Below are 22,698 nucleotides of genomic sequence, written 5' to 3'. Positions count from 1 at the left end.
CTGTAAGGATGGAATTGACGGAACGGAAGAGCGGATGTATGATCCATCTATATTCAAATAATCAAATATTCGAAAATACGAAAAGAAGGGTTGCAATCATGAAGTGGGCACCAAGATTCGAAGGCTACGATCTCGTTTCCTTTCGAAAAGACTGTGTATCAGGCTTAATCGTCGGCATTATCGCGATACCATTGGGGATGGCATTTGCTATCGCCTCCGGAGTAAAGCCTGAGTACGGGATTTACACGACCATTATCGCCGGAATATTGATTTCTCTCTTTGGCGGTTCCCGCTATCAAATCGGGGGACCTACGGGCGCTTTTATCCCGATATTATTTGCAATCGTCATGCAATACGGTTATGCAGACTTGCTCCTCGCTGGATTCATGGCAGGAATTCTCCTTGTTCTCATGGGGGCTCTACGGCTGGGAGGGCTGATCAAATTCATTCCGCGACCCGTCATCATCGGATTCACTTCGGGGATTGCTGTTATCATCTTCTCTGGTCAAATTGCCAACTTTCTCGGCCTGGAACAACTGCAAAGACACGAGGATTTTTTGTCCAACATGGGGGAAATCGTCCTTCATCTAAACACGATTCATGTATACAGCGTAGCCATCGCTATTTTGAGTCTCGCCCTTATTTTGGTGACTCCCCGATTCTTCCGTAGCATACCGGCCTCTCTCGTCGGACTCGTAGTCTCCAGTGTCGTTTCCGTCCTCTTTTTGGAAGGAAAGGTAGCGACAATTGGCTCTACCTTTGGAGAGATACCGAGTACATTACCCGGCTTTCATTTTCCTGAAATCACATGGGAACGTGTCCAAAAGTTACTGAGTCCTGCCTTGATCATTGCTATACTAGGAGCGATAGAGTCTTTATTGTCTGCTGTCGTCGCCGATGGGATGACACGCAGTCGCCACAACAGCAACCGGGAATTAATCGGCCAAGGAATTGCCAACATCGTGACTCCGTTATTTGGGGGAATTCCGGCTACTGGCGCGATTGCGAGAACAGCCACCAACATTCGAACCGGGGCAACCTCCCCCATGTCTGGCATCATTCATGGTCTGGTCGTTTTGCTCATCCTGGTGCTGTTCGCCCCTTACGCCTCGCACATTCCGTTGGCGAGTATGGCGCCGATCTTGATGCTGGTTGCCTGGAATATGAGTGAGCGCAAGGAATTTGCCCACATGCTAAAAGCGAAGACGAGCGATTCTCTTGTGCTGGTGCTCACCTTCCTTTTGACCGTTTTCACCAATTTAACCGTCGCTATTGAAGTGGGGTTGGTGCTGTCTATCCTGTTATTTGTCAAACGAACACGCGATAGCTTGCGGGTAGCTCAGGTACTGCCTGATCCCTCGTCCAAGCACGACAAAGTCATGCCGCATATGGTTACCGAGGGGCACGATTGCCCGCAAATCAGCATCTACACGATTGAGGGTCCTCTGTTTTTCGGGGATGCCGACTTGTTTGAAAGCTCCCTCATGCAAACCCTTCAACGACAACCAAAGGTATTGCTGCTGCGGATGGGAAAAGTCCCCCTGATGGACATGACCGGGGAAGCGAAATTGTCGCGGATTGTGAAACAATGTATGGACCAAGGGACAACAGTCCTTATTTCCGGAATCCAATCTGGCCCCAAGAAAATCTTGCAGCGTACGGGGCTATATGGCCTCGTAGGCGAAGCTCATTTTTTTGCTCATACTGGAGACGCGATCACGTATGCCCTCAGTTTACTGGATACTGGGAAGTGCCTCGGATGCAAGCATTTTGCCTTCCGCGAATGCACGCGTCTATCCGCTCCTACTGAAACTTCCACATGATGTTACGATCGGAGGAACCTATCATTGAATTTGGAACTACAACAATTTAAAGCGAATTTTTTCAAGGCGTTGGGTCATCCCCTGCGGATTCGGATTCTGGAGCTGCTGGCGGAAGGAGATAAGAATGTAAACGAGCTTCAGACACTCATCGGGAGTGAAGGCTCCGCTGTTTCCCAACAGCTCGCCATTTTGCGGAACAACAATATCGTGTACGGCACGAAGGACGGAAACAAAGTCACCTACTCACTGCGTGATCCGATGATCATCGAGCTATTGAGTGTGGCCAGACAAATTTTTAACAATCACCTGATTGATACGATCTCTATGCTGGATCGTTTTAACGAGGAATCATCGCTTGAGTCAACATAGGGGAGGAGAAGAAAAAGCACAGTTCTCTTCCACTCTGACACGCTAGCAGGCGGGATTCACTGGCCGTCTCCATTTCAAAAAGGGGATCGTCGAGCCAAAGCCACCCTACGGGCGGAAGCTTCTCAAGGAAGAATTGTTCGACAAGCGTGGTCCCCTTTTTGCAGTTCCGACTGGGTTGGCGTTGTCAAGGTCTACGAGCCCTGTGCTTTTTCTTCTCGCCAGCTTTGTTGGTTCATCGATGTCTTTTAAAACTTAACCGCTATTACAAAAAAGCCCAGGACCTTTAAAACGTCCTGGGCCTTCCTATGTTTACTGGGAAACGGCAATGACTGCATCCAATGCGATCAACGCTTCTGCTTCAATGGCTTTTGCCATCACATCGGTGTGCGGGTTATAGGATTCGATCAGGTCTGCATCTGCATACCCGTCAATCGCCAAAATAGAGCCTGCCTTCATACCACGGAGAGCCGCAATCACGAAGAGGGCGGTGTTTTCCATCTCGACTGCCAAAACGCCAGCTTTTTGGTACAGCTTGTGCGGGAACTCCAATACCCCACTGTAAAAGACATCGAGTGTCAGCGTGATTCCTTCGAATACCTTCAAGTCTGATGCGTTTGCTCCTGCTGCTTGTACAAGCGCGTCCACGACATGGCGATTGGCAACAGCCGGGAATCCCACAGGAACCAACTGACTGGTCAAGCCATCTTGGCGAACCGCTGCGGAGCTGATGACGAGGCTGCCTGTCTCGATTTCTTTTTGATATGACCCGGCAGTTCCTACACGAATGATGACCTGAACGCCGCCCTTCGCCAGCTCCTCGAAGCATACGGCCGCTCCCGGTGCACCTACCCCATGGCTCACTACCGCTACCTCAACGCCTTTCCACGTACCCGCATAGCTGTGATATTCACGGTTTTCCCCGATTTGACGCTGATCGTCGAGTTTCGAAGCAATCAAGGCTGCACGTTTTGGATCACCGCACACGATGACGCGCTTTGGCAGTTGTTCTGGATCTACCTTTAGATTCGTCAACATCTCAATCGAACTCCTTTTTCTCCCACTCATCCTCTGGGATCGGCAATGCTTCACCGGAGAACCGCTCTTCACGAAACGGGTCTGCGATCAAGTGAAAACCATTTTGCTCCCAAAAGCCGGGCTTGTTTTCGGTCATAAATTCAATCCCTCTGATCCACTTCACACTTTTCCAGAAATACAGATGAGGAACAACCAGGCGAAGCGGCCAACCGTGCTTGTCCGTCAGTCGCTCTCCATCAAAGGAGTGAGCCAGCAGCACATCATCACGCTCCAGATCCGCGAGCGGCACATTGGCGGTATAGTCGTGATCACCGTGCAGCATGACGAAGTTCGCTCGCGGAGTCACGCCAATTGCTTGCAAAAAATCACGAAAACGCACGCCTGTAAATGCATTGTCAAAACGGGACCAGCGTGTCACGCAGTGAATGTCGCTCGTCACTGTCACCTGTGGCATCGCCATGATCTCTTCGTAGGAGAGCGTCACTTCCCGGTCTACCTCACCGAAAACACGCAGTGTCCATTCGTTCATGTCATACACCGGCACGTCTCCCTCATGCAAAATGGGAAACCGCTCTGTCAGGATTTGTCCTGGCGGAAGTCGTCTGGCGAGTCCCGGTCCCACTGGGGCGGGTACTTTCATTTTTTTGATCCGATCTGCCTTGTTCATATCGCATTTCCCCTTGTCTTCGCTGTCTATATAACCTGTGTTTAACGGGTGCTCTGCTGATTGTCGCTGCCGATCTGACTCTTGTTTTTCAAGAAGAACATCGCCACAATCGTCAGCACGTATGGCAGCATGGCAGTGAACTGGGTCGGAAGCGAAAAGCCCTGCAACCGAATACTAAGGGCATCCATCAACCCGAACAAAAAGCTCGAAGCCAAAATACCGAGTGGATGCGACTGCCCCATCATCATTGCTACCAATGCGATAAAGCCCCGGCCAGCCGTCATTCCTTCTGTAAACATCGTGACTTGCCCCAGTGAAAGCTGTGCCCCTGCAATCCCACACAATGCGCCACTCATCACAATCGCCAGCATCTGAAGTCCCGTCACTTTCAGACCGAGACTGCGTGCCGCAACGGGATTCAGACCAACTGCGAGGACGCGGAAGCCCGTAACCGTCCGATAAAAGAACACATACAACAGAATGGCAGCCAAAAACGCAAAATACACGAGCGGCGAATGACCAGAGACAATGCCTCCGATGACTGGAATATCGTGAATAAAAGGAATCTCGACGGTTGGCAAGCCAACCATATCCTTATCGTAAAACGCCCCTTTGACACCGAAGATCGCCCGCAGTGCAAATGTCGTCAACCCCAGCGCGAGAAAGTTAATCGCCACACCGACGACGATTTCATTCGCCCTAAGCTTGATCGTCATGTACGCGAATAAGAGAGAAAAGACAATGCTGACCAGCGCTGCAATCAAAACGGCCAGAAAGAGATTCCCGGTAAAATGATTGCCGACGATCGCGGAAAAGGCACCGACCAGTACCAATCCCTCCAAGCCAACATTAAAAATTCCGACACGTGCGCAGAGCGCTCCACCCAAAGCTGCCAACAGGATCGGCGTGACCATCCGAATGGTAGAACTGAGGAGGGACCAATCAAAGAGCTCCATGCGATTCCCCTCCTTTTGCCTTCCGCTTTTTCCACCAGTCGTAGCTGAACTTGGCGGAGATGAACAATATCAATACGGCTTGTATAACACTTGCCAGCTCCAGCGGCACATCCGTATTGCGCTCTACACCCATGGCTCCTGTCTGAAAAGCAGCAAGCAGGATCGAAGTCACAATGATGCCAAGGGGATGCGAGTTCGCAAGCAGAGCGGCCATCAGCCCCGTCCAGGCGAATCCTGGTACGGTCAGGGCACCGTCAACAAAACGATAGTGCGCCCCCATTACCTCTACGGTTCCCGCCAAGCCAGCCAGTCCACCACTGGCAAACATCCCGGTCAGCATCACCCGAATGCGATTAATTCCTCCGTATTGAGCAAACAGCGAGTTTTGACCCAGCATCTTCACTTCATAGCCAAAAGGCGTAAAACGAAGTACCCAGAACAACAGTAGCGCTGCAACGATCGCAAACAAAAACCCTGCATGCACGCTCATCCCTGCAAACAGCTTCGGAAGCCAAGCGCTTTTCTCCAGCATGACGGTCTGTGCCAGTGCCGCAGAACCCGAGCGATCCCGGAATGGCTCTGTCACGAGATAGCTCGCAAACAATACCGCGATATAGTTGAAAAGCAACGTAGAGATGAGCAACGGAATACGAAAGCGGGCTTCCATAAAGCCTGGCAACAACGCCCAGAACCCACCGACTGCCATCCCTGCGAAAATACCCGCCACAATTTTGATCATTCCCGGTGCTGGCAAGTAGATCGCGACTAACGCAGCACTGACGGCACCCAGCACCATTTGCCCTTCCGCCCCTAGATTGAATACCCCTGCCCGAAATGCGAGGGAAAGACCCAAGGCAATCAGCATGATAGGCGTGGCTCTCGCTAATGTAGACGTAAAGAAATAAAAACTGCCAAAGGCCCCTTTCCACATTTCCTGGTAGGTGCCCAAGATCGATTCGCCAACTGCAGCAATGACCAGCGCCCCGGTCAACAAACCGATGACGACAGCCAAGAACGGCTGAACCAATGACTTAGATAGCTCTTTGATTGCTGCCATGAATGCTTCCCCCCGCCATGATCACGCTGATTTTTTCTTCGGTTGCCTCCAGGCGTGAAAGCTCTCCAGCGATTCGCCCTTTATACATGACCAAAACCCTGTCAGACAAGGCGAGAATTTCGGACAACTCGGAGGAGACGAGCAAGATCCCGTCTCCCTGATTGCGCTTTTCAATCAGCGCCTGATGGATGTACTCCATGGCACCGATATCCACCCCTCGCGTAGGCTCAGCCGCAATCAAAAACGGGGTTTCATGTCCCAGCTCCCTTGCTACGATCAGCTTTTGCAAATTTCCACCTGACAGATTCCCTGCCAGCTCCTGCAATTGTCGAGAGCCAGTTTTGATGGCAAACTGCTCAACCCAGCCTTTTACGACTTGGCGGAATTTCTCCCGCAAAACGACGCCTCGGCGGTTGTAAGCAGGCTTTCGCTGATAGCCCATCAACGCATTTTCCTCGACGCTTGAGAGTTTGGCCGTTCCCCACAGGTAACGATCCTCCGGAATATGAGCCAAACCGGCATCCCGAATGGTGACTACTGATTTATTCGTCACATCTTTGCCGCCTAACCGCACCGTACCCTCCTGTGCCGCACGCAAACCACTGATCGCTTGCAGCAGCTCGGATTGACCATTCCCGGAAACACCTGCAATTCCTACGATTTCGCCGTGATGCACGGTAAAGCTGACTTGATCGAGCAATGTCTGCTTTTCTCGAACCGTGAGATTCTCCACCTGCAACAAGGGGCCTTTATCCAGAGGAACTCGCTCAGCTAGCTCCTGTAATTCACGTCCAACCATCAATCTTGCCAAATCATCCGCATTTGTCTCATTCCGCGAAACCGTTCCCGTCACTTTGCCTCCGCGCAGTACCGTAATACGATCGGCTACCTCCATGACTTCCTGCAACTTATGTGTAATCAAAATGACGCTCTTGCCACTCTCTGCCAGGTTTCGAATCGTTTGCAGCAGGTCGCGTACCTCCAGCGGAGTAAGTACAGCGGTAGGCTCGTCCAGCACGATAATATCCGCTCCTTGATACAGGACCTTAAGAATTTCGACCCGTTGCTGTTCCCCAATCGAGCAATTCGCTACCTTGGTCTGCGGATGAATCGGAATGCGATACTGCTCACTAAGCGCACGCACCTTGTCCTCCGCGTCATTTCTTTTGAAAAAACCCGCTTGTTTCGGCTCGTAGCCGATCACGATATTTTCAGTCACACTAAATTCTCCGAAGAGCATAAAGTGCTGGTGAACCATCCCGATTCCATTTCGAATCGCGTCCTCTGGTCCGCGAAAAACAACTGGCTTTCCGTTTAACACGATCTCTCCCGACGTGGGCTGCTCCATCCCGTACAGCATCCGCATCAGTGTCGTTTTGCCCGCTCCATTTTCCCCGACAATCGCGTGGACTTCTCCTGCTGCCAGTGAGAACGACACCTTGTCGTTGGCGGTAAAATCTCCGTACTTCTTGGTCATGGCCCTCATTTCCAAGCGATCGGTCATTCCCACTCCCTCATTTCTGTACGTCCTTTTATGAAAATGGAAGACCGACTACACAGCCGTAGTCGGTCACATCCATCACTGTGCACAAGCTTTAAATAAACGTTCAAAAAGTTGGCTTTTCAGCACCGAACTACCTTATTAGAACTTGTCTGGTACTTGGCGGGTGCCTGCTACTATCTCATCGTTGATCGCTTTCACTTTATCCACGACTTCTTGTCCAATAAAAGCGTTCAGAGGCGTTTTGCTTTCGTGCGTGACATAGGTTACGCCAACACCTTTTTCTTTCAAGCCGTACGCAACAACACCTGGTTTGAACGTTCCTTCTACAAAGTTCTTCACGGTTTCATAAGCTGCCGCGTCGGTCCCTTTCAATTGGGACAGAACGATATGCTCTGGATCGATCGTCGTACGGTCAACGTCCTGACCTGCTGTGAAGAAGCCTTTTTCCTTCGCCGCTTCGAAAACGCCGAGGTCGCCTACAGCTGCTGCACCGTTAATGAAGTCAGCGCCTTTGGAAGCTTGGAGCAAAGCCAATTCCTTCGCTTTTGCCGGGTCAGTGAAGCTTCCTACATAGTTGACCATCAGTTCTGCCTTTGGATTCGTCGCTTTCAAGCCCTCTTCGAAGCCGACTGTCCATTTTTTCAACTGTGGAATATCGAGAGCGACAACCATACCTACTTTGTTCGTTTTCGTTGCCAGACCTGCTGCTGCTCCCACCAGGTAAGCCGCTTCCTGCTCGCGGAAGGTAACACTGCGAACGTTTGGCAAATCCACTACGGTATCAATAATCGCAAAATTACGGTCAGGATTTTCGGTTGCTACTTTTTTCAATGCATCCTCTGATGTAAAGGAAGAAGTGATGATCAAATCATAATTTTCTGCAACAGCCACGCGCAGATTCTCTTCAATCGCTCCATGGTCCGTAGATTCAATCGTTTTCACTTCTGCGCCCAGCTCTTGTGCGGCTTTCTTTGCACCCTCATCCATTTGTTGAAAGAACGGGTTCACACCAATTTTCTCGGGCAAAATCAAGGCAATTCGCTTTTTGTCCGCGCCCTCTTGTCCTGCTGCTTGTCCTCCTGGCTGATCTGCCGGTACGCTTGTGCCAGTCGAGCACCCTGTTGCCAATACTGCGAATGTCGTTAAAGCCAGCAATAACTTCTTCATGATGTATCTCTCCCTATCCGAACTTTACGTTTTTCTTTATCCTATTAGGTAATGTACGGCTTTTTACCCATTTTTTCAATACTATTTACGAATATTCTCTTATAAAATTAATTTATCGTTCGTTTATTTACCCCTCCCCTTTTACAAATACAACAAAAAAAACTCTTCCCGGAGGAAGAGTTTGCGTACGTAGCCGTTCTCTTCCTCATCTGTCAAAACCATGGTACAGGTTTTGCAGGAATTGGCACCTTTCTGTTCATGCATAGACATGATCAGTGGTTGCCGGGCATCATCGGGCCAGTCCCTCCGCCGCTCTTGATAAGGTAGCTGAATATATTTAGTTACAATGGAATTCATTCTAGCAGAACGGTTCGAAAATGCAATTCTTTTTTCTCAATTCCAAACACTTCTAAAAGTGAATAAAAGTTTAAAAAGTCGTCTTTTCAGCATCGAGAAACAACCTATTTCACGTGAAAGGTTTGCTGGAGACGATGAGACAACGTATTCAGCTCGCCCAGCTCTTCCGTAATCTCACGTACTTTTTGATGCTGGTTTTCTGCTGTCGCAAACAGCTCTTCTAAGTTGGCTACCGATTCCTCGGTTACGGCTGTAATGGTCGACATCTCGATGGCAACTTCTCCGGAACGCACTTTTACCCGGTCCATGCTGGAGCTTACTTGATCAGCTGCTTGCAGGAAGGCCATCATCCCGGCACGCACTGCTTCGATGGAGGCCACTGTTTTCACGGCCAGTTCTTGGCCTTTTGCAACAGACGTTTCCCCATTGCTCATATGCTGCACCGCATTCTCACTTTCCTGGTGGAGTGATTTCAGAATGTCGGTAATTTCCTGCGTAGCTGTCGCGCTTTGTTCTGCCAGCTTGCGTACCTCGTCCGCTACAACAGCAAATCCCCGTCCATGTTCGCCTGCACGCGCCGATTCAATCGCCGCATTCAGCGCCAAGAGATTCGTTTGTGTCGCGATCTGATTAATAGCGCCAACAATTTCCTCTACACGGTTCGCCTGCCGATTGAGCTGGTGAATCGTGGAGGCTGCTACATTGACTGCCTGCACTATTTGCTCCATCTGCGAGGACAGCTCGTTCATCATCTGAACGCTTTCTATCAGACGACGGTTGTTTTGTTGCGATTCCGTTTTCATTGCGTTGGTCTGTGTTGTGACTGCCTCGATTTCCTGGTCGATGGATTGAACCTCTTCTTCGATTTTCACCGTAGAATTCGCCTGCGATTCCATACCTGTAGCGACTTCCTTAAAGGCCACCATCATTTCATCTGTATTGCGCTTCGTACCTTCCGCATGCTCATGCACATGATCGCTTGTACGATCCAGCTGTTCCGTCATTTGCTGGATGTTCAAAAGCATTTCTCCCAGACGGCGCTCCTTCTCTTCCGCTTCCTGCCTTGCGTCATCAGCTTTTCGCAAGGAGGCTTGTCCGGCGAGACATAGATACGTGACGGCTCCCATCATCATGAGAATCGTGACAATACGCATAAGCAAATTGAGCTCCGAAAAATCACCTTCGAAAATCTCGTAGGTTCCCGTATAAAATCCAACAATCGTAACGATGATTTGGGCAATTCCCGCTGTAACTACCAGCTTCCAGTCCAAATAGGCTGCCAAAAAGCCCATGACGATAAAGGCGAGGAAGGTAACCTCCTGGTAATCGGTAAAGTGATCGAAGGAAATAGCATAAAACATAAGTCCGATTGCTACCAGATAACGAATGACATGACTATCTCTGCGAATGAAATAATACGGCGAAACAATTAAAGTGACCAGCAATCCCAAGGACGTCACTTTCCAGAAGTTCACATCCACTTGGTAGGCAATGAGTCCCGCCATCCACAAATGATTCCATAGGATGAAAATCATAAAGCCTTCTTTGTCAGTCAAGGTATTGCGAATCAATTGAATCATAATTGCCCCCCTTTTCCTTTTTACTTATGTATCGGATTCTTTCCCCATTATATAGCCAAACCTTTGCCAAATTTGTGAAAAAAGTGAGAACAGCCAAAAACAATTTCGAATAGGCTATTACACAACTCACACGTACAGGAGGCAAACGGAGAAAAGTGGAACTCAATCAATTGCCAGCTACCGTGCTGACACGGACAATTAGCCGTCCGAACACCACCATTTACTACCCGCAATTGGCAGGCCTAGCCAACCAGCAAGCGGAAAAAGATATCAACCGGGCGATTTATCAAACGGTTCAAGGCTTAATTCACGAGCAGCAACGGGTCCAGGTACCGGGAAATACAGAAATGCAAGGAAGCTACGAAATCAAGACAAACGAACGCGGCATTTTCAGTGTCGTGTTGAGCAACTACGCCTACACACCGCAAATGGCTCACGGCATGACCTTTCTCGGGTCAATCACCGCAGATATCCAAACAGGCAAGCTGTATACGCTGCGTGAATTATTCAAGCCAGGAAGCGATTACGTCAAGGTGATTTCTGAAAACATCAAGCGTCAAATCAAAGAAAGAAACATCCCCACACTCAATGGCTTTACTTCGATTAAGCCCGATCAAGATTATTACCTAGCCGACAAAGCACTGGTCATCTACTTCCAGTTGTACGAAATTACGCCTTACTACGTCGGTTTCCCCATGTTCCCCATTTCGGTTTATGAACTGGAGCCGCTCATCAATGAAAAAGGACCGTTGAGTATCTTGTCCGCAGATTAATGTATCACCATATTTTTCAGCCAGGTGAGTGTCTTCTTCCATGACACTCGCCTGATTCTATTTGTGTCAGAAAATCCATTATTTCGCCATCGAATAAACGTTTACTTATATGTACGGAACTGCTAGTATGTTATTGTACATATTTACTTAAGCAATAAAGTGTACGATATATCGGACCAGCTTTCCTGGAGGTATATATTCATGCAATATTATGGTCATCGAATTAGCCAAACCGCAAGAATATTCAGTAAATCGTTAAATGGGACTATGTCTCCCATGGGATTATACAGTTCGCAATGGGGGATTATCCTTTGCTTGCATTACCGTGAATCGCTCACCCAGGTTCAATTGAGTAACTACCTGAATGTGGAAGCGCCAACGATTACCCGGACACTCACCCGATTGGAAGAGATGGGCTGGATTATTCGCTCAGAGGGTGATGACAAGCGTGAGCGCTATGTGTCCTTGTCTCCGCAAGCAGTCGAACGGTTCCCGGAATGGCTGGAAGCTGCCAAAGAGCAAGAGGAACTGGCACTCCGCGGCCTTGACGAAGCAGAACTCGCTACCTTTAACCGCGTACTAAAGAAAATGAACGATAATTTGCAGCCATTGTAGCAAGTAAAAAATGACTTCTCCCAAAAGCAGTTTGGTGAAGTCATTTTTTGTTAGCCATTTTTCCTTGTACTATGGATGATGGTGTTGAGTTCTTGTTCCAATTGAATCAGTTCAAGCTGTATCTGTTGCTTTTGCAATTGTTTTTTCTGTTGCAGCACTTGTTTTTTCAAATCATTTGATTCTTTGTCATTTGCCTCTTTCGCTGTAGAAGTATCCTGGTCCGGTTCCACCTGTCCAGTCGAGCCTATAGCAGCTAGGAAGGCACCCAAAACTGCGATCCACCCGCCTACTGCTACCAACTCATTCGCCAGATTTTTTTCGATCATTCTTCTTCCCTCCGTTTTTGGATGGTTCCTCCTGTAAATTCTTCTTTATATCTTGTATACTGTCTCGTAATTGAGCAATTTGCTGTTCAATTCGTTTGAATTGCATATCTTCATCATTGTCATTGCCATTCTTATTCTTCCCATTGATTTGCTTGTTCAATTGAATGAGCGGCTGCATCAACTTCTCCTTGTCGCAGGCAGGCTTTTGACTTAATCTGGTTGTTTTATCGATGGCGAGTATGACAAAGCCAATCGAAATGATCCAAAGTGCTATTACAGCGGTATCGTCATTCTCATCACAAAAAAACATAGATACCTCCATGCCAACAAAAGGTCGTGGTTTGATTATTGGCCCTTCTATACAATACGCTTCTGCCTAATTCCTCGTGACATCGGAACCATCACTTTCCTGATGTTGTTCTGTCATGCAAAAAGGCTCCCCACCAAGCACACTCGTGCCCAGCAAGAAACCTATTCGTTATGATCGTATTCGTTATTGCATGCGTTTCGCGATATTGCGAGCCATCCAGACCCCAGCAGCTCCGGCCTGTGCCAGACCACGTGTAATTCCGGCACCATCCCCGCCACAGAACAATCCCTTGATTTCTGTTTCGAATTCCTCCGTCAGTTTCGGACGTGCCGAGTAGAATTTTGCTTCCACTCCGTAGAACAATGTGTGCTCGGAGGCAATTCCCGGTGTTACCTTGTCCAGAGCTTCCACCATCTCGATCAAACTTTTCATCGTGTTGTAAGGCAACACGAGTCCCAAATCACCCGGTACCGCTTCCTTCAGAGTAGGCTCCAGGAAGCCTTCCTTAATACGCGACTCTGTGGAACGGCGACCGCGCAAAATATCGCCGTACTTTTGCACGATGACCCCACCGTTTGACAGATCATTCGCTCGCTTGCAAATTTCTCTCGCGTACTCATTCGGCTTATCAAACGGCTCTGTAAACGTATGCGATACCAAGAGCGCAAAGTTCGTATTCATCGAGCCCAGCGCTGGGTCTTTGTAAGAGTGCCCGTTTGCTGCCATCACTCCACTATGGTTTTCCACGACTACGTGACCGGATGGATTGCTGCAAAACGTCCGTACACGCGTTCCGACAGATGTATTGAAAATGAATTTTCCTTCGTACAAGTGTTCATTGATTTCGCGCATGACGACATCGGACGTCTCCACACGTACGCCTACGTCGACTTGATTGTTGTACATTTTCAGGCGACGCTTTTTCAGGATATCCGTCAACCAAGCGGAGCCATCGCGTCCTGGTCCGATTACCACGTAATCAGCTTCATACTCTTGGCCGTTTTTCAAGACGACACCTTTTACCTGATGTCCGTCTGCTTCTTTCACCGTAATGATGTCCTCGACCTCCGTCTTGAACATCATGTCGACATGCTTTTTCAAATGCTCGAAGATCGACTGGAGAATCTCCAGGTTTTGCTCCGTTCCCAAATGACGTACCTGTGCTCGCAACAGCTTGAGTCCTGCTGCATAGCCGCGCTGCTCGATGCTCTTGATCGTCTCTGTGGTCGGGTCCGTAATCGAGTGGGTAGCCCCATGCTCCAAATTGATTTCATCTACGTATTTGATCAGCCCAAGTACAGTGGAAGGGCTGAGATAGTCTGTCATCCAACCGCCAAATTCGGTAGTGATGTTAAATTTGCCATCGCTATAGGCGCCTGCTCCACCAAAACCACTGGTAATCGAACAGGCCGGCAAACAGCCTGCGAATTCTTTTTTTCCTGCTGGCGGCGGGCAGAGCTTGATCTTTTCTTCCAAGATCGGACAGCGTCTGCTATAGATGTCATGCCCTTTATCAATCAACAGCACCTTGGCATTTGGTGCTTTTCGCATTACCTCGTAGCATGTAAAAATCCCTGCTGGTCCTGCTCCTACAACGATCACATCATACTTGTTCATTTCGTTCCCTCCCCAAAAAAATGCAAAAAATTCCCGGCCGACGAATAGGGTATACCAAACCTGCCCTATTCGTAGCCGGGAATTTACGGTTCCCTGTAGAGACCCTCAAACCATATTTCTGAGGATATACGAATACAAATCACTATTTCATTCGTCAAGCCTGTGTTGTTCTTCACAACAATATGTATAGTAGCTTATAAGGTGAATCAAGTCAACCGAAAACAGCCTATTTATTCGTCTTTTAAAGTTATTTTTATCGTAAACATGCCTTTACAATCCGCTAATACACCAAAATCCGAACGTTTAAAAACGAACATTCGTTATTTCTATACATGACGCTCATCTGCTCAGGAAGGAATCAATCACAAACGAATAGAATAGAAAGAATTTTAAGAAATATTTTTTGATCATTATTTTTCCAAAAAAGGATGAGGCCAGTACATGCGGGATTATCGCTATTATCAGTCTGCCTTTGCCGGTGTTCCCAAGCCGTTCGCTTTCGTCGACCTAGATCTGCTGGAGGAAAATGCGGAGCAAATCAGTTTGCAAAGCAATGGAAAACCCGTTCGAATCGCGAGCAAGTCGATCCGAAGCGTTGCCATTCTCAAACATATATTGCAGTTGGACGATTGCTTTCGTGGTCTCATGTGCTATTCCGCTCCTGAGGTGCTTCACCTGTGCGAGGCAGGCTTCGATGACCTGCTACTTGGCTATCCCCTCTGGGAAAAAAGCTGGCTTTTGTCCATCGCCTCTGAGATTAAAAATGGACGCTCCATTACTTTGATGATCGACTCTCTCCCTCATGTCGAACAGCTCGAACAAATCGCCCGGGAAACAGGAACCAAACTGCCGGTCTGTCTCGATATCGACATGTCGTCTGATGTGTTGGGGCTGCATTTCGGCGTCTGGCGCTCTCCTCTTCGCTCTCTCGAGGCGTCCCTCTCCCTTGCCAAGCGCGTTGCTTCCTCCGATCATCTCTACCTAGATGGTGTCATGGGGTACGAAGCTCAAATTGCTGGCGTAGGTGATCGATACCCTCGTCAATTCCTGAAAAACAGCATCATTCGTCTCCTCAAGCAATATTCCGTGAAAGAAGTGGCTGCTCGACGTGCCACACTGGTGCATGCCATTCGCGAGCTAGGCATTTCTCTGCGCTTCGTAAACGGTGGAGGAACGGGCAGCTTGCACTTGACCGGGAAAGAAGACGCTGTTACAGAGGTGACAGCAGGCTCCGGATTTTTTTCGCCTGGGCTCTTTGACTACTTTCAAGATTTTCGGTTTCATCCTGCTGCCGGATTTGCTCTGGAGATTATCCGCAAGCCCACAGAGCATATCTACACATGTGCCGGCGGAGGCTACATCGCCTCTGGTTCTGCTGGGCGTGACAGACTCCCCAAGCCTTACTTGCCAACGGGAGCAAAGCTGTTCCCCAACGAAGGAGCAGGTGAAGTACAGACACCGATCCACTATCAAGGCATGGAAACGCTGGAGTTGGGAGACCCGATCTTTTTCCGCCATGCCAAAGCAGGAGAGCTCTGCGAACGTTTTACCCGGCTGTATTGCATCTCTGGCGGGAAAATCATAGAGGAAGTGACCACCTATCGGGGGGATGGATTATGCTCACTGTAAAGAAGCACGCGAATCACTGGACCAATTGGACAGGAAATGTACAAAGCCAGCCAAAGCAAATCGCGATGCCAGAGTCCGTAGATGAGGTCGTACAGCATGTCCTTGCTTGCCAAAAGGCAGGTACACGGATTCGAGTCGTCGGCTCCGGCCATTCCTTCACGCGGCTCGTCCAGACAGAAGATTGCTTGCTATCCCTGGATCATCTCCAAGGAATCGTCAGTGTAGATCCTGCCTCTGATACCGTTGAAGTCTGGGCAGGCACCAAGCTCAAGACACTCGGACACCTCCTGCATCAAGCGGGCTACTCCCAAGAAAACCTCGGAGACATTAACGCCCAGTCCATTGCAGGGGCCGTCAGCACCGGAACGCATGGCACAGGCATTCATTTTGGCAGCATCTCCACGCAAGTCGTCGGGCTGACAGTCGTGACCGCCTCCGGCGAAGTCTTGGAAGTATCTGAGCAATCCCGGCCGGAGCTGTTCAAAGCCATGCAAGTCTCTCTTGGTCTCTTGGGCATCATCGTACGCGTCAAGCTGCGTGTCCTCCCAGCCTATCGCCTGCGCTACCAAAGCCGTCGCATGCAGCTAGAGGAGTGCCTGTCCTCTCTGGAGACGTTTAAAACCGAGCATCGGCATTTCGAATTTTTTATCTTCCCGTATTCGGATACCGTTCAGGTAAAATTCATGAACGAGACCAACGATCCCCCCAGCGGCAATCAACGATGGAGCTATTTGAAAAAAATGGTGGTGGAAAATGGGCTGTTTTGGCTCTTGTCCGAGAGCTGCCGATTGCGCCCTTCTCTCACCAAAAGCGTCAGCAGGCTGTCCGCCCAAAGCGTTCCCTCTGTCCACGAGAGCGGCTACAGCCATCAGCTTTTCGCCACTCCTCGCCTTGTTCGTTTTTACGAAATGGAATACTGCCTACCCGCTGAGCATATGGGCGATGCCATACTGGAGCTGCGTCAGGCGATTGAGCAGGAGGGCTTTGCCGTTCATTTTCCGCTGGAATGTCGGTACGTCAAAAAGGACGACATCTGGCTCAGTCCCGCTTACGAAAGGGATAGTGCCTTCATTGCCGTCCACATGTACAAGGGCATGCCGTACGAAGCATACTTTGCCCGGATGGAGGAGATTTTCGCCCGATATGGCGGACGTCCACACTGGGGGAAAATGCACAGCATGACCGCCGAACAGCTCCATCAGGTCTATCCGCGCTTGCCCGCTTTCCTCGCCATTCGCTCTGAGCTCGATCCTGACGGCATGTTCGTGAACCCGTATCTAGCCGAGCTATTCCACATCTCCTGAAGACAAACCTTACGCCACAAAAATGCCCCGACCCTATCATCATGGCAGGGGCATTTTTCTATTGAGTAGGAAGACTTAGCCTTGCGTTGGGAGATTCGGTTGATGCGCCTTTTTGCGTCCATAGCGCACATAATAGAAGGTATAGAACAGCACGAGTGCACCAATTCCGTAGAAGAGTCCAATTCGTTGTGTCGGGTCAAACGCCGGGAAGATCAGAATGAATGTGCATAGCGCCAGACACAGGAGCGGCATCACCGGGTAAAACGGTGCGACGAACTGTAAATCTTCTATTTTTCCACCCTCACGCAAGTATTGACGGCGGAAATTGAACTGAGAGAGAGCAATTCCCATCCATGTGAAGGTAACCGCAATACCTGATACAGACATGAGCAGCACGTATACCGTATCCGCTGCAACTACGCTGGTTAACAGAGACAGAAGCGAGAACGCCAATGTCGCCAAGAGTGCGTTCAAGGGCACTTTACGCTTGGTCAACTTCCCAAAAACAGGATGCGCCATATTGCTATGGGAAAGGGACCACAACAAGCGAGTGGCTGCGTACAAGCATGAGTTACCGACAGACAACAAAGCCGTCAAGATAACGAAGTTCATGATATCCGCTGCAAAAGGAATCCCCACTGCATCAAATACCGTCACAAACGGGCTCTCCAAGAGTCCCAGCTCACTCGATGGAAAGAGTGCGGACAAGATCGTGACTGACGCCACATAGAACACGAGAATGCGAAACACAACGTTGCGAATCGCCCGCGGAATGGTCTTCTGCGGGTCTTCTGCCTCCCCGGCTGCAATTCCGATCAGTTCAGAGCCTTGATAAGAGAATACGACGTTCATCATCGTCACAAAGACGATCGCAATGCCAAACGGGAATAGTCCTCCATCTGCCGAGAAGTTGGAGAGAAACGGAGCTGGCCTACCTTCCATACTGACAATACCGAATATAGCACCTAGTCCGACAATAATAAAAATAAGAACGGCTAATACTTTAATTCCGGCAAACCAGTACTCGGTTTCTGCAAACCCTTTTGTCGTGAGCGCATTGAAGGTAAAGAGCAAAACGATAAAGAGCGCGCACCAAATCCAGATCGGTGTATCCGGGAACCACCGTTGCATAACCATGCCCGCGGCAGTAAACTCTACCCCGGCCGTTGTAGCTGACCCTAGCCAATACATCCATCCCAGTGTAAACCCACTCGCAGGACCAATATACTTGCTGGCGTAGGCTTGGAAAGAGCCTGTTACTGGCATTTTTACAGAAAGCTCACCCAGGCACGTCATGACCAGATACAGCAAAATCCCGCCGATGATATAGGCGACAAGCGCTCCGCCAGGTCCAGCCTGATTGATCGTGAAACCAGCATTGAGGAAGAGCCCTGTCCCGATCACGCCACCTAACGACAGCATAAACATGTGGCGACTTTTCATGGAGCGTTCTAGCTGTGTGTCTCTTTCATTCTCAGTGTTCATATGATTCCTCTCTTTCACCAGCTTATTAAGAGGTCTATCAGGGGTCTATAAAAGAGGAGAGAACTGCCTGCGCTAGAAACGCAGGGACAGGCAGCTCAATCCTCCGTCTTGTTTACGGAATTCAGACATATCCAGCTCAATCACGTTGTAGCCAGCGTCAGTGATTTGCTTTTTCGTGCTCTCAAAGCCTTTTGGAATGATGACGTAGTCGTTGATATGGATGCAGTTCGCAGAGTACTCAACTTCTTTTTCCACGATCAGATGCTTGTATTGGCTAAACACTTCAGAATCGATGAACTCCCCAGCCAGAACCAGCAAGTCATTGCCGAGGTAGGCAATACCTGTTTTCAGGTGGAAAAACTCTTTCAGTGGAACAATCGTGACCTCATATCCGTATTTGGAGAGAATCTCGCGGAACTGGATCGCTCCTTCTTCATTCGTGCGTGTCGACAGACCGACATAAAAATGGTTGTCTACTTGCATAACGTCTCCACCATCGAGGAAGCCAGGGGCCTGAATATATTCAATCGTGTCATAGAAACGAGGAAGCACCAATTTCATATCCTCAATTTCACCATTGCGGCTTTCTGCACCGGGATTGGTGATGACGGCGCACTTTTCCGTGAGGACAGCTGAATCTTCCACAAACGTAGAATCCGGGAAACGCTCGTCCGCTTCCAGAACGGTTACATCCAGACCTGTCTGTTTCAGCGCTTCTACATAAGCGGCATGCTGTTTAAGAGCAAGTTCAAAATCAGGTGTACCCAAATCAGAAGTCGTCAAACCATTTACATAGCTATTTCCCGGTTTTCTTACAATCGCACGTGAAAATTTCATGATGATAGATCTCCCTTCTGTTTTCGAATCTTGCTTTTGTCTAACAGTGGGCGACGGAGAAACGAGCATGTAAACGCTTCCGCTTCTGCTACTTTTGCTTGTTCATCGCCACCATGTTGCATTCATTCTCCTCTGAGCAATCACTCAGAAATATTCCGCATTGTGGAATCGCTTCTGCAATACAAAATTACACTCTTAATGTAAAATAGTTTCAAATTTTTTGTCAACGAATTTTTATCTGGTCTAAATTATATTGATTCGGCTGAAAAATTCTGATAGATTGAGGTCATATTAAGCTGGCGTGACAGTCGAAAAGCAGTCACTATGCAACAAAAAGCCAGGAGGTAACGTACGTTGGTACAATCGATTGACCGGGCGATGAGCATCATCTCCGTCCTGGTATCAGATCCAAACAAGCAGCATTGGTCCATCTCGGAAATTGCTGAACAAACGAACCTGCCACTAAGTACCGTACACCGTTTAATAAGCAGCCTCATCAAGCATGGACTCATCCTCCAGGTTCCTGAGAGCAAGCAGTATAAGGTCGGCTATACGTGGATGGAAATCGGGCTGCGCATCCTGGACAAGATGGACATGCGCGCTGTCGCCCGAACTGTCATGGAGCGATTGGCAGCAGATGTACGAGAAACCGTCTATCTGAACATTCCACAGGGCTCTCATGCCATCGTACTCGAACGAGTGGAAGGTCCCATGTCTGTCAGAAGCATGGATAATCTGGGCGAGCGTATTCCGCTACATATCGGTGCGGCAAACAAAACGATTCTCGCCAGCATGAATCCGACCGAAGCAGAGCAAATCGTGACCGATTTAATCCCGGATGCAGAAAAACGTCGCGAGCTGTTAGAACGACTGCCAGAAATCAGACAAAACGGCTATGCAGTCAGCTACGGTGAGAAAACCGAGGGTACCGCATCCATTGCCGCTCCTATCTTCGGTGTCAACCAAAAGGTCGTGGGCGCTTTGAGTATCGGTGTTCCGAGCTATCGGATCAACGAACAGCTCTTGTCCTCACTCATTGAACAAACCCAACAAAGTGCCCAAGAAATTTCCCACAAGATCGGTGCCTTACCTTAATTTTTTTGCCCACTAACCGGAAACAGTTTTCACTATACGGAAAACGGAGGCGTTTTTTATGCAAAAATGGCAAACAAAAGAGCAGCTCGTTGATCTCTTGTGCAATTTGGTAAGCATTCCAAGCATTACAGGATCAGTAGCCGAGAAGGACTTGCCTAGCTACGTCGTCGATCAACTGCGTACCCTGCCTTATTATCAAGCCAATCCCGATCATGTGCGTGCGAATCCGACCGGGGACGGGCGCCATTTTGTCACTGCTCTGGTTAAAAAAGAAGGTGTACGGGACACCGTCATTCTCGTCAGCCATTTTGATGTGGTCGATGTCGAGGATTACGGTGCTTGGATGAAGCATGCTTTTGATCCCAAGACCCTCACTCCTCTCTTCCTGCAAAACCAAGCGGATATGCCAGCAGACGTTCAACAGGATATTCGTACCGGCAACTGGCTGTTTGGCCGTGGCACCATGGATATGAAGTGTGGACTGACGCTGCACATGTCGATGATTGAGCAAGCGATTGCGGGAGAGTTCGACGGCAACATTTTGCTTCTGACCGTCCCTGACGAAGAGGTGAATTCTGTCGGGATGCGTGCAGCAGTCCCAGCACTGTTGAAAATCGCCGAAGAGTTCGACCTGAGCTACACGACCGTGCTCAACTCCGAGCCGATGTTTACGCGCTATCCAGGGGATACGAATACGTACTTGTACACAGGCTCCATTGGAAAAGTGCTGCCAGGCTTCCTCTGCTACGGCAAAGAAACACATGTCGGCGAGCCTTTTGCTGGGTTAAACGGCAATTACATGGCCTCTCAAATTACATGTGAGCTGGAGCTGAACACATCCTTCTGCGAGGTCGTCGAGGGAGAAGCATCTCCTCCGCCGACGAACCTGATTCAAAAGGATCTGAAAAAAGAGTACTCTGTGCAAATTCCGCATCGTGCTGTGACACTGTTCAACCTGTTCCTGCTGGAAAAGCAAATGGAGGATGTCGTAGAGCCGCTGCTAGAATCCGCAAGAAATGTCGCAGAGCGCATGAAGCAAAACTACCTCAAGCACGCGAGCCAGTTTGCCAACTTTGCGCCTTTTAGCCCGCGCGATCTGTCCATTTCCGTCATGACGTACGAAGAACTGTATGCCTATGCGAAGAAAACGTACGGGGAAGAAAAGCTGCGCCAGCTGGAAGCAGATGTCATCGCCAACCGCGGCGACAAGGACGATCGCGACACCACGATCGAGCTGGTGGATCAATTAGCGATTCTGTGCAAAGAACTGTCGCCGATGATGATCTTGTTCTTCGCTCCGCCGTTTTACCCGGCAGTCAGCTCGCGCAATCATCCTCTGATCCAGCAAACGATGGAAGAGATGAAAGCATACGCCAGAGATCAGCACCAGGTCAATTTGGTCAAACAAAACTACTTTGGCGGTATCTCTGACTTAAGCTACGTCGGACTCCAATATCCGGCGGCATCCATGAAGCCATTGGTAGCGAACATGCCTTTATGGGATAACGGCTACTCCATTCCGCTTCAAGAGCTCGAAGCTTTTGATGTACCTGTCATGAACCTCGGTCCAGTCGGACGTGACGCCCATCAGTGGACAGAACGTCTGGACATCGACTATGCATTCGATACGTTAAAAGACATGCTTCCTCGTTGTATCCAGTCTCTCTTGCATAATGGGAAAGCATTGAAAGAATAGCAAATAGGAAAAGGTTCCTGTACCGATAGATTACTGTCGCACAGGAGCCTTTTTCCTTATAATGAAGAAAAACCATTTCAAGGGAGGGTTACGCATGGAATTTCAAGCGAAAGAAAATGGCTTTGTCACACAACTGTCCTACGGTGAGCTGCACGTATCTGGTGATGAACAGTATGGCTTTCGCCCCTACCAGCTCTTGGTCTCTTCCATCGCTGTTTGCAGTGGCGGTGTTTTGCGAAAAGTATTGGACAAAATGAGAATGCCGTGCACGGACATGAAAGTAACAGCAGATGTGCAGCGAAATGAGGCAGAGGCAAATCGGGTTGAAAAAATTCACCTCCACTTCATCATTACGGGTGAAAATATGAAAGAAGAAAAAGTGCAAAAAGCCATTGAAGCCGCGAGCAAAAACTGCCCGATGGTCCAATCTGTCAAGGGAAGCATCGTCGTAACCGAGTCCTTCGAATTGGTATCATGATAGGAAATGCAGTGCTAA

The 22,698-nt window shown here is 49.1% G+C and carries 21 protein-coding genes and 2 riboswitches; of the genes, 9 read left to right on the top strand and 12 right to left on the bottom strand.

Annotated features, from left to right (window positions below):
* Positions 1 to 98: 98 nt before the first annotated feature.
* Both HP398_RS17875 and HP398_RS17870 read left to right on the top strand, forming a co-directional pair.
* On the top strand, positions 99 to 1,823 hold the full coding sequence (locus HP398_RS17875) for a SulP family inorganic anion transporter (protein ID WP_173623284.1): 1,725 nt from the start codon (positions 99 to 101) through the stop codon (positions 1,821 to 1,823).
* 24 nt (positions 1,824 to 1,847) lie between these two features.
* Positions 1,848 to 2,192 carry an ArsR/SmtB family transcription factor gene (locus HP398_RS17870; RefSeq protein ID WP_069851171.1) on the top strand — a complete coding sequence of 115 codons (345 nt, stop codon included), beginning with the start codon at positions 1,848 to 1,850 and terminating at the stop codon, positions 2,190 to 2,192.
* Between the two features lie 309 nt (positions 2,193 to 2,501).
* Here HP398_RS17870 and HP398_RS17865 read toward each other — a convergent pair whose 3' ends face one another.
* From HP398_RS17865 to HP398_RS17835, 7 genes are all read right to left on the bottom strand, one after another.
* Positions 2,502 to 3,227: a nucleoside phosphorylase gene (locus tag HP398_RS17865; RefSeq protein ID WP_173623283.1), complete on the bottom strand. Its 726-nt coding sequence runs from the start codon at positions 3,225 to 3,227 to the stop codon at positions 2,502 to 2,504.
* Position 3,228: 1 nt separating this feature from the next.
* The gene (locus HP398_RS17860) at positions 3,229 to 3,894 is read right to left on the bottom strand and encodes a sulfite oxidase-like oxidoreductase (protein ID WP_173623282.1); all 666 of its coding nucleotides are present in this window, start codon (positions 3,892 to 3,894) and stop codon (positions 3,229 to 3,231) included.
* Positions 3,895 to 3,935: 41 nt separating this feature from the next.
* On the bottom strand, positions 3,936 to 4,850 hold the full coding sequence (locus HP398_RS17855) for an ABC transporter permease (protein WP_017252473.1): 915 nt from the start codon (positions 4,848 to 4,850) through the stop codon (positions 3,936 to 3,938).
* The gene (locus HP398_RS17850; RefSeq protein ID WP_017252474.1) at positions 4,837 to 5,907 is read right to left on the bottom strand and encodes an ABC transporter permease; all 1,071 of its coding nucleotides are present in this window, start codon (positions 5,905 to 5,907) and stop codon (positions 4,837 to 4,839) included. Before HP398_RS17850 ends, HP398_RS17855 begins: the two co-directional genes overlap by 14 nt.
* The gene (locus HP398_RS17845; protein ID WP_173623281.1) at positions 5,882 to 7,411 is read right to left on the bottom strand and encodes an ABC transporter ATP-binding protein; all 1,530 of its coding nucleotides are present in this window, start codon (positions 7,409 to 7,411) and stop codon (positions 5,882 to 5,884) included. Before HP398_RS17845 ends, HP398_RS17850 begins: the two co-directional genes overlap by 26 nt.
* A gap of 138 nt (positions 7,412 to 7,549) precedes the next feature.
* On the bottom strand, positions 7,550 to 8,578 hold the full coding sequence (locus tag HP398_RS17840) for a BMP family lipoprotein (RefSeq protein ID WP_173623280.1): 1,029 nt from the start codon (positions 8,576 to 8,578) through the stop codon (positions 7,550 to 7,552).
* A gap of 202 nt (positions 8,579 to 8,780) precedes the next feature.
* Positions 8,781 to 8,903: riboswitch (SAM riboswitch) on the bottom strand.
* A gap of 136 nt (positions 8,904 to 9,039) precedes the next feature.
* Positions 9,040 to 10,515: a methyl-accepting chemotaxis protein gene (locus tag HP398_RS17835; protein WP_017252477.1), complete on the bottom strand. Its 1,476-nt coding sequence runs from the start codon at positions 10,513 to 10,515 to the stop codon at positions 9,040 to 9,042.
* Between the two features lie 155 nt (positions 10,516 to 10,670).
* Here HP398_RS17835 and HP398_RS17830 point away from each other — a divergent pair, with 155 nt between their 5' ends.
* Both HP398_RS17830 and HP398_RS17825 read left to right on the top strand, forming a co-directional pair.
* The gene (locus HP398_RS17830) at positions 10,671 to 11,288 is read left to right on the top strand and encodes a DUF3298 and DUF4163 domain-containing protein (protein WP_137031844.1); all 618 of its coding nucleotides are present in this window, start codon (positions 10,671 to 10,673) and stop codon (positions 11,286 to 11,288) included.
* A 201-nt stretch (positions 11,289 to 11,489) separates the two neighbouring features.
* Positions 11,490 to 11,903, top strand: a complete 414-nt coding sequence (locus HP398_RS17825) for a MarR family winged helix-turn-helix transcriptional regulator (RefSeq protein WP_017252480.1) — start codon at positions 11,490 to 11,492, stop codon at positions 11,901 to 11,903.
* 50 nt (positions 11,904 to 11,953) lie between these two features.
* On the opposite strand, the gene HP398_RS17820 is transcribed toward HP398_RS17825, so the two are convergent.
* The 3 genes from HP398_RS17820 to HP398_RS17810 form a co-directional block, all read right to left on the bottom strand.
* Positions 11,954 to 12,229, bottom strand: a complete 276-nt coding sequence (locus tag HP398_RS17820) for a hypothetical protein (protein ID WP_017252481.1) — start codon at positions 12,227 to 12,229, stop codon at positions 11,954 to 11,956.
* The gene (locus tag HP398_RS17815) at positions 12,204 to 12,539 is read right to left on the bottom strand and encodes a hypothetical protein (protein ID WP_017252482.1); all 336 of its coding nucleotides are present in this window, start codon (positions 12,537 to 12,539) and stop codon (positions 12,204 to 12,206) included. Before HP398_RS17815 ends, HP398_RS17820 begins: the two co-directional genes overlap by 26 nt.
* 183 nt (positions 12,540 to 12,722) lie before the next feature.
* Positions 12,723 to 14,156, bottom strand: coding sequence for an NAD(P)/FAD-dependent oxidoreductase (locus HP398_RS17810; RefSeq protein ID WP_017252483.1), 1,434 nt, complete (start codon positions 14,154 to 14,156; stop codon positions 12,723 to 12,725).
* A 52-nt stretch (positions 14,157 to 14,208) separates the two neighbouring features.
* Positions 14,209 to 14,308: riboswitch (purine riboswitch) on the bottom strand.
* A 289-nt stretch (positions 14,309 to 14,597) separates the two neighbouring features.
* Between HP398_RS17810 and HP398_RS17805 the strand changes: the two genes are divergently transcribed.
* Both HP398_RS17805 and HP398_RS17800 read left to right on the top strand, forming a co-directional pair.
* On the top strand, positions 14,598 to 15,785 hold the full coding sequence (locus tag HP398_RS17805) for an amino acid deaminase/aldolase (protein WP_017252484.1): 1,188 nt from the start codon (positions 14,598 to 14,600) through the stop codon (positions 15,783 to 15,785).
* Positions 15,773 to 17,089 carry a D-arabinono-1,4-lactone oxidase gene (locus tag HP398_RS17800; protein ID WP_173623279.1) on the top strand — a complete coding sequence of 439 codons (1,317 nt, stop codon included), beginning with the start codon at positions 15,773 to 15,775 and terminating at the stop codon, positions 17,087 to 17,089. Before HP398_RS17805 ends, HP398_RS17800 begins: the two co-directional genes overlap by 13 nt.
* A gap of 75 nt (positions 17,090 to 17,164) precedes the next feature.
* Here the strand turns inward: HP398_RS17800 and HP398_RS17795 are convergent, their stop codons facing one another.
* Positions 17,165 to 18,574, bottom strand: coding sequence for an amino acid permease (locus tag HP398_RS17795; protein WP_173623278.1), 1,410 nt, complete (start codon positions 18,572 to 18,574; stop codon positions 17,165 to 17,167).
* Positions 18,575 to 18,646: 72 nt separating this feature from the next.
* Positions 18,647 to 19,411, bottom strand: coding sequence for a dimethylarginine dimethylaminohydrolase family protein (locus HP398_RS17790; RefSeq protein ID WP_106834715.1), 765 nt, complete (start codon positions 19,409 to 19,411; stop codon positions 18,647 to 18,649).
* Between the two features lie 354 nt (positions 19,412 to 19,765).
* On the opposite strand from HP398_RS17790, the gene HP398_RS17785 reads away from it, so the two are divergent.
* From HP398_RS17785 to HP398_RS17775, 3 genes are all read left to right on the top strand, one after another.
* Complete coding sequence (locus HP398_RS17785) at positions 19,766 to 20,506, top strand: IclR family transcriptional regulator (protein WP_069851198.1); 741 nt, start codon at positions 19,766 to 19,768, stop codon at positions 20,504 to 20,506.
* 58 nt (positions 20,507 to 20,564) lie between these two features.
* A complete protein-coding gene (locus HP398_RS17780) occupies positions 20,565 to 22,202 on the top strand; it encodes a M20/M25/M40 family metallo-hydrolase (protein WP_173623277.1) in 1,638 nt (545 codons plus the stop codon).
* Between the two features lie 94 nt (positions 22,203 to 22,296).
* A complete protein-coding gene (locus HP398_RS17775; RefSeq protein ID WP_007720051.1) occupies positions 22,297 to 22,680 on the top strand; it encodes an OsmC family protein in 384 nt (127 codons plus the stop codon).
* Positions 22,681 to 22,698 lie beyond the last annotated feature (18 nt).

Source organism: Brevibacillus sp. HB1.4B, from assembly GCF_013284285.1.
GTDB classification, from domain to species: Bacteria; Bacillota; Bacilli; order Brevibacillales; family Brevibacillaceae; genus Brevibacillus; species Brevibacillus porteri.
This window is presented reverse-complemented; position numbering and strand designations above follow the sequence as displayed.